Consider the following 18,749-nt stretch of genomic DNA (forward strand, 5'->3'; position numbering starts at 1 on the left):
ACGCTCCACTGATCGAGCGTCGGGCCCGGCTGGTACGGCTACTCGCTGGCACCCCGCCGCAGCTGGCGGTCAACCCGCCCACCAAGATCGACCGGAGTCACAGTGGACCTCCGGGCCGACCGTTATCGCGTCGAGGACGCTGCCGGATGGCTGACCGGCCCTCGCGGCCGCATCGCAGCCCGACAACCGGTACCGGTGTTTGCGCTGGCACGGCACCGCCTAGGTGTACTGCCCAGGGACGTTGGTCAACCTGGTGATGGGTGGTTGGCTTTTGGTGGCGGTGTGGGGTCGGTGGTGGTTGTAGTGGTGGAGCCAGGCGGGTGGGGCTGCTCTGCGGGCGTGTTCTGAGCTGTAGAAACGTCGTTTCGCCCAGCCGTCGGTCATGGTGCGGTGGAAGCGTTCGACTTTGCCGTTGGTTTGGGGTCGGTAGGGGCGGGTCTTCTTCGGGCGGATGCCGAGTTGGTGGCAGGCGTCGCGCCAGGCGTGTGATTTGTAGGCCGAGCCGTTGTCGGACAGGACGCGTTCGGTGGTGATGCCTCGCTCGGCGAACCAGGCGACGGCGTTGTGGAGTACGTCGACCGCGGTCAGGGCGGTCTCGTCGTCGCGGATCTCGGCGTAGGCGACGCGGGAGTGATCGTCGATGACGGTGTGCACGAACGCCGTGCCGATGCGCGGGTCGTAGTGGGTGTTGCGGGCGCCGGTGCGGTGCGCGGTGCTTCGCCGATGGCGTTCGCCCTGGGCTCGGCCGACGTAGCGCCAGCCGCCGCCATCGGGGATGTTGCCGTACTTCTTCACGTCGACGTGCAGCATCGCGCCGGGCCGGTCGTGTTCATAGCGGCGGATCGGCTCGCCGGTGGCGCGGTCGATGTGTGTCAGCCGGTTGATCCGGCAGCGGGTCAGAACGGCGTGCACGGTTGAAGCTGGCATGGTCAGCTGGCCGGCGATCTGCACGGGCCCGAGGCGTTGTTTCCACCGCAGGTGCACGATCTTGCGCACCACGGGCTGGGCTGTCCTCGCGGGGCTGTGGTGCGGGCGCGACGACCGGTCATCCATTGCGGCGGGCCCGTGCTCGGCATACCGCACCGCCCAACGTTTCGCAGTCGGCCAGGACACGTCATAACGGTCAGCCGCCCGGGCGACCGGCCAGCCCTCATCAACGATCAGACGCGCCAGGCGCAGACGTGCACGAGGAGTCAAAGCGGCGTTAGCGTGGGACACGAAGGCCTCCTGTTGCCGGAGCGGTTCCTAGACAGCTCCACTCCACAACCGGAGGCCTTCACCTACCTACGACATCAGATCGTGTCGTCACACAATCTCAACCAACGTCCCTGGGCAGTACACCTAGGGCGGGAGGCGAGCTCCTAGGCTGAATGCCACGCCGCCGTGGTGGGGCGGTGGCAGGTGCAGGACTTGGAGGTTCACGGCGGTCCCGGCAGGTGCGCCTTAGCGAACGCTTTGGGGGTCAGGTCCGTGGCCGGCGAACGCGGCGGCGCCGGCGAGCGTGACACACCGGTCGGCCAGATGGTTGATGGCTGGTTGCTCGGCCGAGGGTGCCGGTCGGTGCGCCGCTGGGACGGCCGGTGTGGCGCCTTCAGTCATCGTCGTCTTCTATGAGTTCGCCTTCCCATGCTTCGCGGCCTTCGTGGATGGCGAACGCGGCGATGATGAACCCGGCGACTGGGTCGAGCCAGGCTGCGCCGGTGACGGCGTACAGGCCGAGCCCGGCGAGGGTGGAGATGCTCAGCAGCACACAGATCTTAGTCTCGGCGGCGTCGGCGAGAATTAGCTGGTCCCCGCCGAGTTGCATCGCGACCCTCTTCTTGGCCCGCGCCAGCAACGGCATAATCACCACCGAGGCGACCAGCAGCACCAGACCGACAATCGAGGTGTCCGGCTCCTCGCCACCGATGAGGCTGCGTACGCCCTCAATCACTACGTAGGCGGCAAGAACGAAGAACGTGATCGCGACGGCCTTGAGGGTGCGGCGCTCCTTGGCCTCATCGGCCTCTCCGTGGCGTAGTCGTGCCGCCAGCCGCAATCCGACTAGCACCGAGGCGGCCGATTCGATGCCGGAGTCCAGGCCGAAACCGACCAGCGACACCAAGCCGGCCAACAGGCCCACGGTGATCGCGACCACGCCCTCAACAACGTTATAGGCGACAGTGAACTGCGCCAGCCGCAGTCCGCGGCGGGTCAGCCGCTCGGTCTCCTCCTCGCTCAACGCAAGCGGTGGTGCGGTGCTCATCAGGCTTCCTCCGTCGTGCAGCCGTAGGTCGGGCACAGCGCCACCGCCGCGCCGGTCGCTGCCAGGAGATGCTCGGCTGCGCGCAGCAGGTCCAGCAGTTCCGGCCGGTCCAGCGCGTAGAACATCTGCCGCCCCTCTGGGCGCGCGACCACCAGGCCGCAGTCACGCAGGCACGCCAGGTGCGCTGACACGGTCGACTGCGCAAGCCCGAGATGAACGGTCAGGTCAACCACGCGCGCCTCTCCGTCGGTCAGCCGGCGCAGGATCGCCAGCCGCGTCGGATCGGCAAGCCCGCGGAACAGCGCCGCCGCCGGGGCCAATCGCTCTGCACGCCCTGTGGACACCACACCACTTCTTATCGTCATTTCACGATGATACCGTTCTGAGCGAATGGATCGTCAAGTGAGGATGACAGCGATACCATCCAGTCGGCGACGGTGGTTGGGGGACAATATCCGATGCGGGCGCTCGACGCTGGTGCAGCACGTGCCCGCCTCGGCGCCGACGTGGCCCCCTTGCTCAAGGTGGCCATCCTAGAAGTGGCGTTGCGACCGTGGTGGCCGATCTGACGGTGGGTACGAGGCGTCAGTGGATCGTGACTGCCACCGTCAGTTCTGCATCCGGACTGAGGAAACGCAAGCAAGGTGGGCGACCGCTACGGTCGCCGCCGATTGCCGCCGCTGGGCTCGGCCGCGCAGACCGGGCGCTGCTGACCGGACGATCGAGCGTCACGGCACCGCGGGGCCGACGCGGAAGCGCACCGCGACATTCATCCGACGGACGAATGCGAGCACCGGCGTGCTCATGAATCAGGTCAGGCTGAGACAGCGCTGATCGGTTCAACGCTGCGGCGGTGGCTGCAACGCTGGTACGAGGCGCCTTGACTGCGCCGCCCTGCCGGCCGACCCCAAATTAGGCAAATCGGCTGCAGTCCCGGCTACGGCACCGGGCTGATCCTGCAGCAGTTCGCACCGCCCATTTAGACGTCCTGAGATGGGTCCCGCGATGACCATTCGAGCCGGACGCCGACTGGCCGGCTACGTCGACCACATGCGCCTGCACACCTGCGGACCCCAGGGCCAGCACCGGCGCCAGTGACGGCAACTACGACGCGGTATCCGACGTCGCGATCGTGCATTACATTTCTGGTTGGCGACTAGCGGTCGCTGCAAGCGTTCGAGTGCGCACCGCCGCGAAGTTCCACTGCAGCTATGCCCCCTCGGTGCCGGGGGCCCGATGCTGATGCGCCGAAGCGTCGAGGAGATCGCATGATCGAACGGTTACTACCCGCCGGCGTGATGTCAGCAGAAACCTTCACCGACATCCCAGGAGAAACACCGTTTCCTGGCGAGGAGACGCTGATCATGCGGGCCCTCGAACCCCGTCGGCGGGAGTTCATCACCGCGCGACGCTGCGCCCGCGACGCGTTGAGCAAACTCGGCTACGCGCCGGGGCCGATCCTGCGCGGCGGCCGCGGCGAACCCCAGTGGCCGGCAGGGGTGGTCGGCAGCATCACCCACTGCGCCGGCTATCGAGCTGCGGCCGTGGCCCAGGCTGGAGAACTGGCATCGCTTGGCATCGACGCGGAGCCCAACCAGCCGCTGCCCGAGGGCGTCGCCGGCCTGGTTCTGTTGGCCGGTGAGCGGTCAGCGCTGAGAGAGCTGGCTGTCGCGAACCCCGCCGTCCAATGGGACAGGCTGCTGTACAGCACCAAAGAGTCCATCTTCAAGGCCTGGTACACGCTGACCCGCCGGGAGCTCGGCTTCGAGCAAGCCACGGTGGAGGTGAACCCGGCAACGGCTACATTCCGCGGACGGCTCGGCGTCGACGGTGCCCGGATCGACGGCGGCCCGCCGCTGCGGGTGCTGACCGGCCGATATCTGATCGAGCGCGGCATGGTGGCCACCGTCGTTATGGTTCGGGACAACGGCGACGATTGACCCTGCTCCGGCGGTTCACTCCCGCGGAAGGCTTGCCCGGCTGCGGGTACCCTTAGGCGTTGTTGAATTTCGCCGGCGCGAGGTGCCGTTGTCAGTGAGGTGCGGGTGCCCGGTCGAAGCGGTCCGCCGTCCAGGTCAGCAGATCCGGCAATGCAGCCCGCAACACGCCGTCGTGGTCGGCGCCCGGGTAGAGAGTGAAGGTGACGTCGGTGCCAGCGGCCGCGAGCTGCTGTGCTGTCCTTTGCGTCATGGCGGGGATCACGGTGGTGTCCGCGGCACCTTGGGCAATATAAACGGGAGCGGTGTAGCGCTGGATCGGGATTTCCTGAGAGGCCTGCAGCGCGATCATACGGGCCAGGGCGGTCATGTCCGTCAGCACGTCGTTGTTGGTCAGTCCCCGCGCGGCGATGACGGCTCCCAGAGTGTCGAGGCAGTGGCTTGTCTCGGCCATATGCAGCAGGCTCAGCCCTGTCTCGGTGAAATAGTTGCGCAGATCCACGTCAGAGTTCGTCGCACGGATCCCCGAAGCGATGATGAACAGAACGGGGATCGCCGCAGCGGCGGGCTGCAGAGGCGGTAAGGCGGCGACCGTCGCCTGGAACTGCGTCGGCGGCGCGGTGGAAACTGCGCCGCGGAAATTCAGCTCGGGGGCGTATCGGGCGTGCACGGCGGCAGTCCAAAGAGCAGCATGACCACCCTGCGACTGGCCCACCACCGCCCACGAGCGGCTCAGCGAGCGGTCCACCTGCCGGGCGGCTCGAACCATGTCGATCGTGGCATGAGCGGCCGACGGGCCGTTGATGTACGGGTGAGGTTCGGGTGTGCCCAGACCCTCGTAGTCGGTAGCGACGACGGCGTAGCCGGCGGCTAGCCACGCCGACAGATACCCGATGTCGCGCGGGGAGCGGCCCGCTGTCGACGGCGCACAGACATCGGCCACGCCGACGGTACCGTGCGCCCAACTGATGATCGGCCAACCACCGATGGGCCGTCGGCCCTCGGGCAGGAACACGGCACCGCTGACGACCGTGGGGTTGCCGTCCCAGCTGGTGGACAGGTAGCGCAGGAGGTGCGCGTGCCGGGTCCCGGGTAGCCAGAGGGCGGTCGGCAACTGCCGCGCCGACACGACAGTGCCAGGTCGGGCAGGCCCCGGTGCAGCGGTCGCCGCCTGCCGGCTGGAGGCCGTGGCCGGTCCAGCAACGAGAATGGCGGCGACCAACGCGGCGAGCGATGTGGTCAGTGACGTGATTCTGCCAAGCATGCCGAGTACTCCTTCGTCGAGGTGTCATCCGGATGAGTCGCATCGGGGCGGCAGGGATGCTGCAGCGGCTATTTGCCCCGGGCGGTGCTGATTTCGCACGGCAGCATGTATCGCTTGCGGCGCGAATGCCCGGCACGCGGTGCGGGCGTCGATCCGGTCAGGAGCGGGCTGCTCCTGCTGGTCGTTGTCGTGTGTTGGTGCGTCGCCGGGGGTGCGGTACGCGCTTGCGCGCCGATCCAGGAGGTGCTGGCCGGGATTAGACACGTGACAGTGTGCTGTCCATCTCCGCAGCTGCAGCGACGGGCGCCCGGGTGGGTGAACCGCTCCGCCCGCGTTGCCCGGAACGCCGTCTGTGGTGCGTGAAGGCCGCGGTCCGAGTTCGGCGATCGGGTCGCATCTGCGGATGGCGCCCACCACGACCCTGGGCGATTGCCACTGCGCTGACGGTGCGCACGCGAACCGTCAGCGCCCGGGCTGCGGGTGGCGCAACCGTAGCGGGACTACGCGCGTCGCATACACTTCTCATCGTCACAGGACGATGATAACGTGCTTTCGCAATGATTGGTCCTGTGAAGTGTGTGAGCGGCATTCGCCGTTGAGTCGAGCCCGGGAAGGTGCACATGAGTCAGTCGGAGAATCCGCGACGATGGTGGGCGTTGGGGGCACTCGTGCTGGCCGCCCTGACGTTGGGTTTCGACATCACGATCCTGAACGTGGCTCTGCCCACGATCGCCGGTGAGTTATCGGCGGGCACGGATGTGCTGCAGTGGATCGTCAACGCGTACGTACTGGTGCTGGCAGGGCTGATGCTGACCTGCGGGGCGCTGGGTGACCGGTATGGCCGCAAGCGGTTGCTGTTGATCGGGTTGGTTCTGTTCGCCGCCTCGTCCGCCGCGGCGACGTGGGCCACTGAGGCCGAGGTGGTGATTGCCGCCCGGGCGGTCATGGGCCTCGGCGCCGCAATCATTCTTCCGGTGGCGTTCGCGGTACTGCCGGCGTTGTTCAGCGCGCAGGAGCGTGGCCGGGCCGTCGCCTTGGTGGTACTCGGCACCGGAGTGGGTATCCCACTCGGGCCGCTGATCGGCGGTTACCTGCTGGAAAACTTCTGGTGGGGATCGATCTTTTTGATCAATGTGCCGATGGCGATCGCCGCTGCGCTGGCGATCGCCGCGCTGCTGCCGGAATCTCGCGATCCGCATCCGCCGCGCCCGGACGTGGCTGGAGGACTGTTGTCAACGGCCGGGCTTGTCACGTTGGTGTACGGCATCATCGAAGGTCCCGGCCGGGGCTGGGATGACCCGCTGGTCGTCGGCGCGCTCGCGGTCGCGGCCGTCACGCTCACTGCGTTCGTGATGTGGGAGCTACGAACCGCCGAGCCCATGATCGATTTGCGGTTGTTCGGCAAGCCGCAGTTCCTGTGGGGCAGTATCGCCGGGGTTCTGGTCACCTTCGGGCTGCTCGGCATGTTGTTCGTCGTACCGCAGTACCTTCAGCTCGTGGTCGGTTTCGACGCGTTCGAAACCGGGCTACGCCTGCTGCCGATGATCGGTGGACTGGTCATCGGTGCGCCCACCGGTGAGCGGCTGGCCGCGCGGTGGGGCTACCGGGTGCCGGTCGCGTTGGGTCTGCTCGTCCTGACCGGTGGCCTCGCATGGGGCGCTACGACAGACCTCGACACCGGCTACAGCGTCATTGCCGCCTGGCTCGCTGCCGTCGGCGTAGGCATCGGCCTCGCCCTGTCCCCGGCGATGGACGCGGTGCTCGGTGCGCTGCCAGCGGAGCGGTCCGGTGCCGGAACCGCGATCACGATGACGCTGCGCCAGGTTGGCGGCGCGCTGGGTGTCGCGCTGCTGGGCAGTCTGCTCGCCCAAGCGTACGACGACCGGGTCGAGGTGCCCGCCGGCGTGCCTGAACCGGCCGCCGATGCGGCCCGGGACTCGATCGCGGGCGCCTTGGCCGTAGCTGCCCGGATCGGCGATACCGCCCTCGCCGACAGTGCCAGAGATGCCTACCTCCACGGTATGACGCTGGTGCTGCTGACCACCGCGGCGATCGCGCTGCTTAGCGCCGTGCTCACTGCGGTGCTACTGCCGGGTCGTCCCACGACGGCTGCCGAGCCGGCTGCGCAGCAGGCGGCTGCGGACGCCACCACGTCCCGGTAAGTTCCTGCGGGGACTGCTTGACTGAGCATTCAAAGTCTTGTCGATTGCGAGGCGGTGCCGTCACGGTCGGCCCGCCTCGCCCGTCGAGGTCGATCGGCGAGCTCCGGAGCCTTGCGGTAAGCGGGGCACAGCGCGACTGCGTCACCGGCGGCGGCGAGCAGGCTCTCGGCCGCCAGGAATACATCCAGCAGTTCGCGGTGAGTGAGGAAGTACACCGAGGCCCGGCCCTGCGGTCGATAGTCGACCAGCCCACATTCGCGCAGGCAGCTCAGGTGCGCCGACACGGTGGACTGTGCCAGTGCCAGCTCGGCAACGAGATCGACAACTCTGGCCTCACCCACGGCAAGACGTTGCGCGATCGCCAGACGGGTCGGATCGGCCAAACCGCGGAACAGTGCTGCCGCCGGCGCCAGGTCGGCTCGTCGGTCAACGCCAGCGCGTCCCGCGGTCTTCATCGTCACGTGGTGATGGTACCGCGAAGTGAGGACGGCGGCCGTGGGCCGCAGCGGCCGGCGACTGTCAGCAGGCGTTACCGGACGGCGGAGGTCCGGCTGAACTCCGAGACGGTCGCGGTGATGACGGCGCATACCTGCGCCAACTGCTCGGTGAGGTAGAAGTGGCCGCCCGCGAAGGTACGCACATCGGATGGCCGGTCGGTGTGCTCGGCCCACGCCCGGGCCTCCTGCAGTGACACTTTCGGGTCGCTGTCGCCGACCAGGACGGTGATGGGACACCGTAGTTTGCTAGCAGGGCGGTAGCGATACGTTTCGATCGCCTTGTAGTCGTTGCGGGCCACAGGGAGGATCATCTGCTGAAGTTCGGGGTCGGCGAGCAGGCTGGCGTGGGTTCCGTTGAGTGCCTGCAGCTCCGCCAACAGCCCCGCGTCGTCGCGAAGGTGCACCGTCTCGTCGTCGCGGTGGGTCGAAGGTGCCCTCCGGCCGGAGGCAATCAGTCCGGTGACGGTCACGGCCCGCTCGTGCTGCAATTTTCCCGCGACCTCGAACGCGATCGTGGCGCCCATGCTGTGGCCGAACAGTGTCATGGGCCGGTCCGCCCAGCCGGTCAGCACGCCGGCGAGTTGCTCGGCAAGGTCGTCGATGTTGTCGATGAGTGGCTCGCTGCGTCGTTCCTGACGGCCTGGGTATTGCACGCCGACCACATCGAGCAGTGGCGACACGGCTCGCGCCAGAGGCTGGAAGAACGTCGCTGAGCCGCCCGCGTGGGGCAGACACACCAGCAGTGCCGCGTTGGGTCCTGCGCTGTTCAAGCGGTGCAGCCAACGCGTGGTTTCAGTTTGTGACATGGCGTCCTTCCAGGTGGTAACAGGGCCCGGCCGGCGGGGCCGGGTTGGGCATGTACGTTCCGCGGCCGCAGCGGTGACCGAGGCGACGTGACGACGACCACCGCTGCGACGGTCCCCGGGCGTGCTGGCCCGGGCGCGGCGTTTTACTCGGCGACCCGGGTCCGCATGGTCCACCGGAACACGATCGGCCCCCCGGGTCCGGACGTGTTCCCCTCGACTCTCTCGAAATGCTCGTGTCCGCCGAGGTGCGGTATCTTCACCTTCGTTGCGGTTTGCGGAATGTGTCGCTGCCGCTCGGAAGGCGGCAGGTCCTCCGGGCCGCCTTCCAGGACGACGGCCACAGTCGGCGAATCGACAATCGATCTCGGTTCAGCGCTCACCCTTCACCTCCTTGTGTCGTTGCTGGATCGGCACACCGGATCCCGGTCGTCGTGGCATGCGCCATGGATTCGGTTCGTGTTGTTCGCGGCCTTGCCCGCTTCGGGGTCGGTCATCGGCCGCTTTCCGGGTGATGCCGGCGCCGCCAGTTGACGATGACGGGCAGCAGATCCTGCAGGGACGACCGGAGCCGGTCGTCCAAACCGACAACGGCGGCCAGGGCCGATGCGTCCTGTGCGTCGATCGCTTTCCAGAACTCGTGTTCCGCCGGTGAACCGTGCGGCTCGGCAGCTTCGGCTTGTGGCGCGCGTGCATCAGGCTGCGGCCAGTACCGGTGCCGCTGGAACGCGTACGTCGGCAGCGGCACCGTTCGTGCGCCGCAACCGGTGAACAGCGGTGACCAGTCCACCGCCACGCCACGGGCGAACAGTGACGCCAGCACCGTCAGCACGGTCTCCGCCTTGGGGTCTTGCCGATCTAGCACCGCGGCGACAACAGCCGCGGGCGACTGCCCGATGGCATACGGGCGGACCGCATCAGCCAGAGCGCTACCCGGACCGGCCTCAAGGTAGGCCGACACCCGGCGGCCGGCCAGCCACGTGGCGCCACGGGCCAGCCCTGCCCGATCCGGCTCGGCGGTCCAGAAGTCCGGACAGCGCAACTCGGCCTCGGTGGCGGGCGAACCACTCAGGTGTGACACGATCGGAAAGTCCGGCGGCCGGAACGTGGTGTTCGCGACCTGCTGTGCCAGCGAGCGCGGTGGCTGCCCATCGCCAGCCGCAGCTGTCTGCGGGCCGTGCGGAGGTCCTAATGCCACTACGAGGGCACAGGCATCGGCTAGGCTGAGCACTCCGGCCACGTGTGCGGCCGCCACCTGTCCGACGCGCTGGCCCAGCACGGCGTACGGCCGGACCCCGAAGTGGTGCACCAGCCGGTATGTGGCCACCTCGAGCGCGAACGTGCCAGCCCACGTGTCGGCACTCTGCCCGGCGGCACGCGGGCCGGCAGCGGCGAAGATCTGGGCCAACGGACGGTCTAGGTAGGGATCCAGTGTTGCGCCGACCTCTTCGAGCGCCTCGGCGAATACCGGGAATGCACGGGACAGGCCCTCGCCCATGCCAGCTAACGCGGACGACTCGCCCGGGAACAGTAACGCCACCCGGGTGCCGACCGTTGCTACACCGCTGATCACGCCCGGCCCCGGCTGCCCGGCGGCCAGTTCATCCAGCCCGGCGAGCAGTTCCTGACGATCGCGGCCGAGTATGACCGCGCGATGCTCCAGTCTTGCGCGGGTATGCAGCAGCGAGAAGCCGACGTCAGCTGGTCGTTGGTGCATCGATGCAGGCAGGAATGTACGTAGCCGCGCGGCCTGGGCGCGCAACCCGGCAGCTGATCGGGCCGACACGATCCACGGCACCACCACCGGCGGCGTGCCTGCGAATTCATCGATTGTCGTGTCGTCGCTCGGCTCTGCGCCGGGGGCGTCTTCGAGGATGAGGTGAGCATTGGTCCCGCTGATCCCGAAAGACGACACCGCGGCCCTGCGGGGCCGCTCGTACGCTTCCCACGCGCGGGGCTCGGTCAGCAGCCGCACCGCTGCGGCCGACCAGTCCACGTGCGGCGACGGCCGGTCGACATGCAGGGTTTTGGGCAGCATGCCATGCCGCATCGCCATTACCATCTTGATGATTCCTGCGACGCCGGAGGCGGCCCGCGGGTAGCCGATGTTCGACTTGACCGACCCCAGCCACAACGGCTGGTCGGCGGGCCGGTCCTTGCCGTAGGTGGCCAGCAGCGCTTGGGCCTCGATCGGGTCGCCCAGACTGGTGCCGGAGCCGTGCCCTTCCACGACGTCGATGTCGTGCGGGGACAGTCCGGCCTCGGCGAGGGCTCGTCGGATCACCCGTTGCTGTGACGGGCCGTTGGGGGCGGTGAGCCCGTTGCTGGCGCCGTCCTGGTTGACCGCGGAGCCTCGCACGACTGCCAGCACGGGGTGGCCGTTGCGGCGGGCGTCGGACAGCCGCTCCAGTAGCAGCAGACCGGCGCCTTCGCCGGCGCCGAACCCGTCGGCGGCCGCGGAATACGGCTTGCACCGTCCATCGCTGGCGAGGGTGAGTTGTGGCATGCCGCTGCTGGGCACCAGCGGGTCGGGGATCAGGGCTACACCCCCGGCCACCGCCAGGGCGCACTCCTGCTGCCGCAACGCCTGCGTGGCAAGGTGCACGGCCACCAGCGAGGACGAGCATGCGGTGTCGACGGTCACCGCCGGGCCTTCCAGCCCGAATGTGTAGGCCAGGCGGCCGGAGACCACGCTGCCCGCGTTGCCGGTGACCGTGAAGCCTTCGTTGTCCTCGGCCGGCACTGCGATGGTGGTGTACTGGGAGCCCATGCATCCGACGTAGACGCCCGCCGGGGTGCCGCGCAGTGACATCGGATCGATCCCAGCGCGTTCGAACAGCTCCCAGCAGACCTCCAGCAGCAGCCGCTGCTGCGGGTCCATCGCGACCGCCTCGGGTGCGGAGATGCCGAACAGCGCGGCGTCGAAGTCGGCGATGTGGTCCAGGAAGCCGCCGTATCGGGTGTAGACGGTGCCGGGGGTGCTCCGCTCGTCGCCTGCCCCCGCCTGCCGGCCCCGGTCGCTCGGGTAGGGCGACACCGCGTCGACGCCGCCGGCGACCAGGTCCCACAGCGTGTCCGGGCCGTCAGCGCCGCCGGGCAGCCGGCATGCCATGGCAATGATCGCGACGGGTTCGTGCTGTGCTGCGGTCAACTGCTGGTTGTGTCTGCGAAGTCGGTCGGCTTCGAGCATCGCCGCGCGGAGCGCCTCGACGAGCTTCTCGGCGGGTACGGTCATCGCCGGTTCCCGGTGGCCGGCTGCGGGTCGTCGTTGGTCTCGCCCAGCGCGGCCCGTACGAGGTCTTCGGCAGCCATGGTGGCGATCGCCGTGGACGGCTCGTCCGCGGCGACAGCCGCAGCGTGCCGGTTGGGCGCCAACTGCAACAGAGCGTCAAGCAGGCCGGCCTGGCGTAGCCGGGCCAGGGGGATGGCGGCCAGGATGCTGCGGATATCGGCGTCGTCGGGTTCGCCGGGCTCCGGTTCGGCGGCGTTGCCGTGGCTGGGGGCGAGTTGTGTGTGCAGGTAGTGGGCGAGGGTGTCTGGTGTCGGGTAGTCGAATACCAGCGTGGCGGGTAGTCGCAGCCCGGTCACCGCTGCCAGCCGGTTGCGTAGTTCCACCGCGGTCAGTGAGTCGAACCCGAGGTCCTTGAACGCCTGGCCGGCGTCGATGCCGTCGGGGTTGGCATGGCCGAGCACCGTCGCCACGTGGGTGTGGACCACATCCAGCAGCATCCGCTGCTGTTCGGCCGGTGAAACCCCAGCCAGCCGGCGCGCCAGTCCGGCAGTGTCCGCCACGACGGCTGCCGCGCTGCGCCGCGACGACACCCGGGCCAGCCCTCGCAGCATCACCGGGACCGCCCCGGCCTCGGCCTGGCGACGCAGCCGCGCACCGTCGAGCCGGGCCGCCACCACCATCGGCTGCACTGCGCTCACCGCCGCGTCGAACAACGCCAGCCCTTGCTCGGCGCTCAACCCCAGCAGACCGGAGCGGCTCATCCGGGCCAGGTCTGAGGACTCCAAATGCTCGGTCATCGCGCTGGCCGGCGTCCACAACCCCCATGCGATCGACGTTGCGGGCAGACCCTGGGCCCGGCGATGCGCGGCCAGCGCGTCCAGGAACGTGTTCGCCGCGGCGTAGTTGCCCTGTCCCGGGCCGCCCAGCACCCCCGCCGCCGAGGAGAACATCACGAACATCGCCAACGGCATGTCACGGGTCAAGTCGTGCAGGTTCAGCGCCGCATCGACCTTCGCCGCCAGCACCGTGTCCACCTGCTGCTGACTCAACGACTCCACCGTCGCGTCGGCCAGCACACCCGCGGTGTGCACCACTCCCGTCAACGGGTGCTGCGCCGGGATCTGCGTCAGCAGCCGCGCCGCGGCGTCACGATCAGCGACATCACACGCCACCACCGAGGCCTGTGCGCCCAGCCCGGTTAGCTCGGCCAGCAAAGCGTCCGCGCCGGGCGCCGCCATGCCGCGCCGGCTGGCCAGCACCAGCCGACGCACCCCGTACGCGCTCACCAGATGCCGGGCCACCAACGCACCCAGCGTCCCCGTCCCGCCGGTCACCAGCACCGTGCCCTGCCCACCCAACAACGGCGGGACGGTCAGTACGATCTTGCCGGTATGGCGGGCCTGGCTGATGTGCCGCAACGTGTGCCGCGCCCGGCGGATGTCCCAGCTGGTCACCGGCAACGGATTGAGGTGGCCGTGCTCGAGAAGCTCGACGATCTCGGTGAGCATCTGCCCGATGCGCTCGGGGCCTGCCTGAGCCAAGTCGAACGCCTGGTAGGTGGCTGCCGGATGGTGCCCGGCGAACTCGTCCGGGTCGCGCAGGTCAGTCTTGCCCATCTCCAGGAACCGCCCGCCCGGCGCCAGAAGCCGGGCGGACGCGTCGACGAACGGACCGGCAAGCGAGTTCAGCACCACATCCACGCCCCGCCCTGCGGTCGTGGCACGGAACTGCTCCTCGAAGTCGAGTGTGCGGGAAGAGGCGACATGCGCGTGGCCGATCCCGAGCTCATGCAGCGCCGGCCACTTCGGTGGGCTGGCGGTTGTGAGAACCTGCGCGCCGGCGTACCGGGCCAGCTGCACGGCGGCCATACCGACGCCGCCCGCGCCGGCATGGACCAGCACCGTTTCACCAGCGCGCAGACCGGCCAAGTCGAACAAGCCGTAAAACGCGGTCAGGAAGGCCACGGGCACGGCCGCCGCCTGCTCGAACGACCAGCCGTCGGGAATGCGCACCAGCAGCCGGTGGTCGGTCACGGCCAGCGGCCCGAACGCGTGCGGCACCAACCCCATCACCCGCTCGCCGACGGCCAAGCCGGTGACGTCCGGTCCGGTCTGTACCACCACGGCCGCAGCTTCACTGCCTAGAACGGGCTCGCCCGGGTAAAGGTTCAACGCCATCAGCGCATCACGGAAGTTCACGCCCGCAGCCCGCACCGCGACCCGCACCTGCCCGCTTTGCAGCGGCTCATCGATCTGCGGGCACGCCACCGGGGTAACGCCGTCGATAGTGCCGGCGCCGACGACCTCCAAGCGCCAGGGCCGGCCCGTGGGCGGACTCAGCACGTCGGAGCCCGTGCGGGCCATCCGTGGAGCCAGGATCCGGCCGTGGCGCACCGCCACCTGCGGCTCACCGCAGCCCGGCACCACCGGCAGGATCTGCAGCGACGCGTCGGCGCCGTCGAGGTCGGCCAGCATCAGCCGATCGGGGTGCTCAGCCTGGGCGGAGCGCAGCAGACCCCACACCCCCGCCTGTGACAGGCCCGGGACTTCCTCGTCAGCGACCGACACCGCCCCATGGGTCGCCACCAGCAGTCGGCTAGCGGCCCACCGCGGGTCAGCCAGCCACGCCTGCACCAGGGCCAGGGCTCGGTTGACGTGCTCGTGAACGCTTGTTGCTGCGGTGGATCCGGCCGGGTCCGGCTCGACGATGTAGACGACAGTTTCGGGGGTCGGTGCTCCGGCGTCGACGGCGGCGGTCAGCGATGCCAGATCGGGGTGCGGATAAACGGTCACACCGGCCTCGGTCAGCACCGACGGTAGATCGTCGCGGTTTCCGAGGACCGTCCACGAGCCTGATGTGGGGGCAGCCGCCGGCACGGCCAGCCAGTCGACCTGGTAAAGGCCTCTACGGTGGGTACCCAGTACCTGCTCGAGCTGCTCGGCCGAGACCGGCGGCACGACCAGCGACTCGGCGTGCAGGACCGGCTGCCCGGCGGTGTCGGCGATGTCGACGGTGACGGCGTCGCCGCCGGCCGGGGACAGCCGCACCCGTAGGGCCGTGGCCCCTGAGGCGAACAGAGACACCCCGTTCCAGGCGAACGGCAACCGGACCTGCCCGGCGGTGTGGAAGAAGTTTCCCAGACCGATCCCGTGCAGGGCGGCGTCGAGCAGGGCCGGGTGCAGCCCGAACCGCTTGGCGTCGTCGGCCGCCTGCTTCGGCACGGCGACCTCGGCGTAGACGTCGTCCCCGGATCGCCACGCCGCATGCAGGCCTTGGAAAGTGGCGCCGTAGGTGTACCCGGCGCGGGCGACGTTGTCGTAGTGACCGTCCACCGCGACTGCTGTGGCTGCCGGCGGGGGCCAACTGGCGAAGTGCGTGGTCATAGCGTCCGCGAGCGCCGCACCGCCTTGACTGAGGACGCCGCTTGCGTGTTGCGTCCACTCCGATTCACTGTCGCCGTCGTCGGGACACGAATGCACGTTAACCGGCCGGCGGCCGGACTCGTCGGCGGCGCCGACCCGTACCTGCACCGCTGCTCCGCCCCGCTCGGGAAGTAGCAGCGGAACCTCCAGCATGAGCTCCTCGATCCGGTCGCAGCCCACCTCGTCACCGGCGCGCAGGGCAAGTTCCACGAATGCGGTACCAGGCAGCAGCACGACCCCGGACACGGCGTGGTCTGCCAACCAGGGCTGGGACTGCAGCGACAGCCGGCCGGTCAGCACTACGCCGTCGCCAGCGGCCAGCCCGATCGATGCGGCGAGCAGTGGGTGGTCCGCGGCCGCCAGGCCCAGCCCGGCAGGATCGGTTGCACCGCGACCGGCATGCAGCCAGAACCGCTCATGCTGGAACGGGTAGGTCGGTAGCGGCAGGACGGGACCTGCGGTGCCGGCGAGTACGGCAGACCAGTCCACCGCCACACCGTGCACGAACGCCGTCGCTAGGCCGGTCAGGAAGCGGTCGAAACCGCCGTCGTCGCGTCGTAGTGATCCAATAACGGTCGCGGCGGAGCCCGTGTCGTCGATGGTGTCCTGCACCGCGACGCTCAGAACCGGGTGAGGGCTGGCCTCCAGGAACACGGTGTGACCGTCGGCAAGCAGCCGGCGGTTGGCCAGCTCGAACTGGACCGGCTCGCGTAGGTTGCGGTACCAGTACTGCGCGCCGAGTTCGGCTGCGTCGAGCGGTTGGCCGGTGACGGCGGAGTAGAACAGGACCCGTGCCGGCAGCGGGCTGATGTCCGCTAGTTGCTGCACCAAGGCGTTACGCAGGGGCTCCACGTCGGCCGAGTGGGAGGCGTAGTCGACGGCGATGGGCCGGGCGCGGATGCCGTGGCTGTCGCAGTGGGCCTGCAACTCGGCCAGCGCGTGCTGGTCGCCGGAGACGACGACCGAGCGGGGGCTGTTGATCGCGGCGACGGTGATGCGTTCCTGCCACGCATCGACGAGGCTGGTGGCGGCGTCGGCCGGTAGGGCCAGCGACATCATGGCACCGCCTGTCGCATGGATGGCGATGGCAGCGCTGCGTAGGGCGACGATTTTGGCGGCGTCGTCGAGGGTCAGTGCTCCGGCGATGTGCGCGGCGGCGATCTCGCCTTGGGAGTGCCCGACCACTGCGGCCGGTGTGACGCCGTGGGCCTTCCACAGCTCGGCCAGCGATACCATCACCGCGAACAGTGCGGGCTGCACCACATCGACGCGGTCCAGGCTGGCGGCGCCGGGCATCCCGCGTACTACGTCGAGCAGGTTCCAGTCGATCCATGGTGCCAGCGCCTTGTCGCAGGCCGCCATGTGCTGGGCGAAGACCGGTGAGGAGTCCAGCAGCGCTGCGGCCATTCCCGCCCATTGTGAGCCTTGGCCGGGGAACACGAACACCACGCGGGCCTGCCCGCGGGCTGTTGCGGTCACTACGCCGGGACCGTCTTCGCCGGCGGCCACTCTCGCCAGCCCAGCCAGCAGTGCGTCGCGGTCGGCGCCCAGCACGACCGCGCGGTGTTCGAGCACGGCGCGGGTGGTCACCAGCGCCCGGCCTACTGCGGCCGGGTCCAGCAGTGGGTCGGCGGCGACGAATGCGGCCAGCCGGTCGGCCTGTGCTCGCAAACCTGCCGCGGATCGCGCCGACACCACCCACGGCACCACCGGCGGGATGTGCGTTGGTGCGTCGCCGTCGCGGTGGTCCGCGTCGGTCTCCGTCGCGGGTGTGGTGGGGGGTTCTTCGAGGATGAGGTGGGCGTTGGTGCCGCTGATGCCGAAGGAGGAGACGGCGGCTCTGCGGGGTCGTCGGCTGGGTTGCCAGGGCTGGTCTTCGGTGAGTAGTTGCACGGTCGCGGCGGACCAGTCGACGTGCGGTGACGGCGCGTCGACGTGCAAGGTTCTGGGTAGTCGCCCGTGCCGCATCGCCATGACCATTTTGATGATTCCGGCGGCGCCGGCGGCGGCCTGGGTGTGCCCGATGTTCGATTTGACCGATCCCAGCCACAACGGCTGGTCGGTGGGCCGGTCCTTGCCGTAGGTGGCGATGATGGCTTGCGCCTCGATGGGATCGCCCAGTGTGGTTCCGGTGCCGTGTGCCTCGACGGCGTCGACGTCGTGCGGGGAGAGCCGGGCGTTGGCCAGGGCTTGGCGGATCACCCGTTGCTGCGACGGGCCGTTGGGGGCGGTGAGCCCGTTGCTGGCGCCGTCCTGGTTGACCGCTGAGCCGCGCAGCACCGCGAGTACGCGGTGGCCGTTGCGGCGGGCGTCGGACAGCCGTTCCAGCAGCAGCACGCCCACGCCTTCACCCCAGCCGGTGCCGTCGGCTGCTGCCGCGAACGGTTTGCATCGCCCGTCGGGTGACAGGCCCCGCTGCCGGGAGAACTCGACGAACGCCCGCGGTGAGGTCATCACTGACACCCCGCCGGCCACTGCCAGGGTGCATTCGCCCTGCCGCAGCGCCTGGGTGGCCAGATGCGTCGCGACCAGCGACGACGAACATGCCGTGTCGATGGTCACCGCCGGGCCTTCCAGCCCGAACGTGTAGGCCAGCCGGCCGGAGATCACGCTGGCCGCGTTGCCGGTCAGGGTGAATCCCTCACCACCGTCTGCGGCGGCGTCGCGTCCGTACTCCGAGCCCATCGACCCGACGAACACCCCTGCCGAGGTCCCGCGCAACGACAACGGGTCGATCCCGGCGCGTTCGAACAGCTCCCAGCAGGCCTCCAGCAGCAGCCGCTGCTGCGGGTCCATGGCCAGTGCCTCACGCGGTGAGATACCGAACAGGCCAGCGTCAAACCCGCCCACCTCGGACACGAACCCCCCGAAACGGGTGTACGACTTGCCAGCAGCATCCGGATCCGGGTCGTACAACCCCTCCAGATCCCAGCCCCGGTCCGTCGGGAACACCGACACCGCATCCCGGCCCGAGGCCACCAGATCCCACAACGCCTCCGGTGAATCCACCCCACCCGGAAAACGACACGCCAACCCCACCACCGCAACCGGCTCGTAAACCTGATCCTCGGCCAGCTTCAGCCGTCGGCGGGTGGTCTGCAGTTCGGTCAGCAGCTGCTTGGAATAGGCGAGGATCTTGTCGTTGTCAGCCATCTGGCGTTGCCTCCAGAGTGCGATTGGTCGGGGC

At 69.1% G+C, this 18,749-nt stretch carries 11 protein-coding genes; 2 read left to right on the top strand and 9 right to left on the bottom strand.

The window, feature by feature from the left end; genetic code table 11:
- Positions 1 to 219: 219 nt before the first annotated feature.
- From O3438_RS33880 to O3438_RS33890, 3 genes are all read right to left on the bottom strand, one after another.
- Positions 220 to 1,218 (bottom strand): IS481 family transposase, encoded by a 999-nt coding sequence (locus tag O3438_RS33880; protein ID WP_269683525.1) that lies wholly within the window; start codon positions 1,216 to 1,218, stop codon positions 220 to 222.
- Positions 1,219 to 1,591: 373 nt separating this feature from the next.
- Positions 1,592 to 2,245 carry a cation diffusion facilitator family transporter gene (locus tag O3438_RS33885; protein WP_269683526.1) on the bottom strand — a complete coding sequence of 218 codons (654 nt, stop codon included), beginning with the start codon at positions 2,243 to 2,245 and terminating at the stop codon, positions 1,592 to 1,594.
- Positions 2,245 to 2,610: an ArsR/SmtB family transcription factor gene (locus O3438_RS33890; protein ID WP_269683527.1), complete on the bottom strand. Its 366-nt coding sequence runs from the start codon at positions 2,608 to 2,610 to the stop codon at positions 2,245 to 2,247. Before O3438_RS33890 ends, O3438_RS33885 begins: the two co-directional genes overlap by 1 nt.
- A 903-nt stretch (positions 2,611 to 3,513) precedes the next feature.
- Between O3438_RS33890 and O3438_RS33895 the strand changes: the two genes are divergently transcribed.
- Complete coding sequence (locus O3438_RS33895; protein WP_269683528.1) at positions 3,514 to 4,185, top strand: 4'-phosphopantetheinyl transferase family protein; 672 nt, start codon at positions 3,514 to 3,516, stop codon at positions 4,183 to 4,185.
- Between the two features lie 91 nt (positions 4,186 to 4,276).
- Here O3438_RS33895 and O3438_RS33900 read toward each other — a convergent pair whose 3' ends face one another.
- A complete protein-coding gene (locus O3438_RS33900; RefSeq protein ID WP_269683529.1) occupies positions 4,277 to 5,446 on the bottom strand; it encodes an alpha/beta hydrolase family protein in 1,170 nt (389 codons plus the stop codon).
- A gap of 668 nt (positions 5,447 to 6,114) precedes the next feature.
- Here O3438_RS33900 and O3438_RS33905 point away from each other — a divergent pair.
- Complete coding sequence (locus O3438_RS33905) at positions 6,115 to 7,608, top strand: MFS transporter (protein ID WP_269683530.1); 1,494 nt, start codon at positions 6,115 to 6,117, stop codon at positions 7,606 to 7,608.
- A 29-nt stretch (positions 7,609 to 7,637) separates the two neighbouring features.
- Here the strand turns inward: O3438_RS33905 and O3438_RS33910 are convergent, their stop codons facing one another.
- The 5 genes from O3438_RS33910 to O3438_RS33930 all read right to left on the bottom strand — a co-directional run bounded on the left by O3438_RS33910 (position 7,638) and on the right by O3438_RS33930 (position 18,739).
- Entirely contained in the window at positions 7,638 to 8,063 is a 426-nt protein-coding gene (locus O3438_RS33910) for an ArsR/SmtB family transcription factor (protein WP_269683852.1), read from the bottom strand.
- A gap of 74 nt (positions 8,064 to 8,137) precedes the next feature.
- The gene (locus tag O3438_RS33915) at positions 8,138 to 8,911 is read right to left on the bottom strand and encodes a thioesterase II family protein (RefSeq protein WP_269683531.1); all 774 of its coding nucleotides are present in this window, start codon (positions 8,909 to 8,911) and stop codon (positions 8,138 to 8,140) included.
- 143 nt (positions 8,912 to 9,054) lie between these two features.
- Positions 9,055 to 9,291, bottom strand: a complete 237-nt coding sequence (locus O3438_RS33920) for a DUF5988 family protein (RefSeq protein ID WP_332367487.1) — start codon at positions 9,289 to 9,291, stop codon at positions 9,055 to 9,057.
- Positions 9,292 to 9,401: 110 nt separating this feature from the next.
- Positions 9,402 to 12,143, bottom strand: a complete 2,742-nt coding sequence (locus tag O3438_RS33925) for a type I polyketide synthase (protein ID WP_269683532.1) — start codon at positions 12,141 to 12,143, stop codon at positions 9,402 to 9,404.
- Complete coding sequence (locus tag O3438_RS33930; protein ID WP_442929755.1) at positions 12,140 to 18,739, bottom strand: SDR family NAD(P)-dependent oxidoreductase; 6,600 nt, start codon at positions 18,737 to 18,739, stop codon at positions 12,140 to 12,142. Before O3438_RS33930 ends, O3438_RS33925 begins: the two co-directional genes overlap by 4 nt.
- Positions 18,740 to 18,749 lie beyond the last annotated feature (10 nt).

It is taken from the genome of Micromonospora sp. WMMC250 (assembly GCF_027460215.1).
Classification (GTDB): Bacteria; Actinomycetota; Actinomycetes; order Mycobacteriales; family Micromonosporaceae; genus Micromonospora; species Micromonospora taraxaci.

Excerpts from the sequence above, each read along its gene's own strand:
- O3438_RS33885 (WP_269683526.1), bottom strand. The coding sequence starts at position 2,245 with ATGAGCACCGCACCACCGCTTGCGTTGAGCGAGGAGGAGACCGAGCGG.
- O3438_RS33890 (WP_269683527.1), bottom strand. The coding sequence starts at position 2,610 with ATGACGATAAGAAGTGGTGTGGTGTCCACAGGGCGTGCAGAGCGATTG.
- O3438_RS33895 (WP_269683528.1), top strand. The coding sequence starts at position 3,514 with ATGATCGAACGGTTACTACCCGCCGGCGTGATGTCAGCAGAAACCTTC.
- O3438_RS33900 (WP_269683529.1), bottom strand. The coding sequence starts at position 5,446 with ATGCTTGGCAGAATCACGTCACTGACCACATCGCTCGCCGCGTTGGTC.
- O3438_RS33910 (WP_269683852.1), bottom strand. The coding sequence starts at position 8,063 with ATGAAGACCGCGGGACGCGCTGGCGTTGACCGACGAGCCGACCTGGCG.
- O3438_RS33915 (WP_269683531.1), bottom strand. The coding sequence starts at position 8,911 with ATGTCACAAACTGAAACCACGCGTTGGCTGCACCGCTTGAACAGCGCA.
- O3438_RS33925 (WP_269683532.1), bottom strand. The coding sequence starts at position 12,143 with ATGACCGTACCCGCCGAGAAGCTCGTCGAGGCGCTCCGCGCGGCGATG.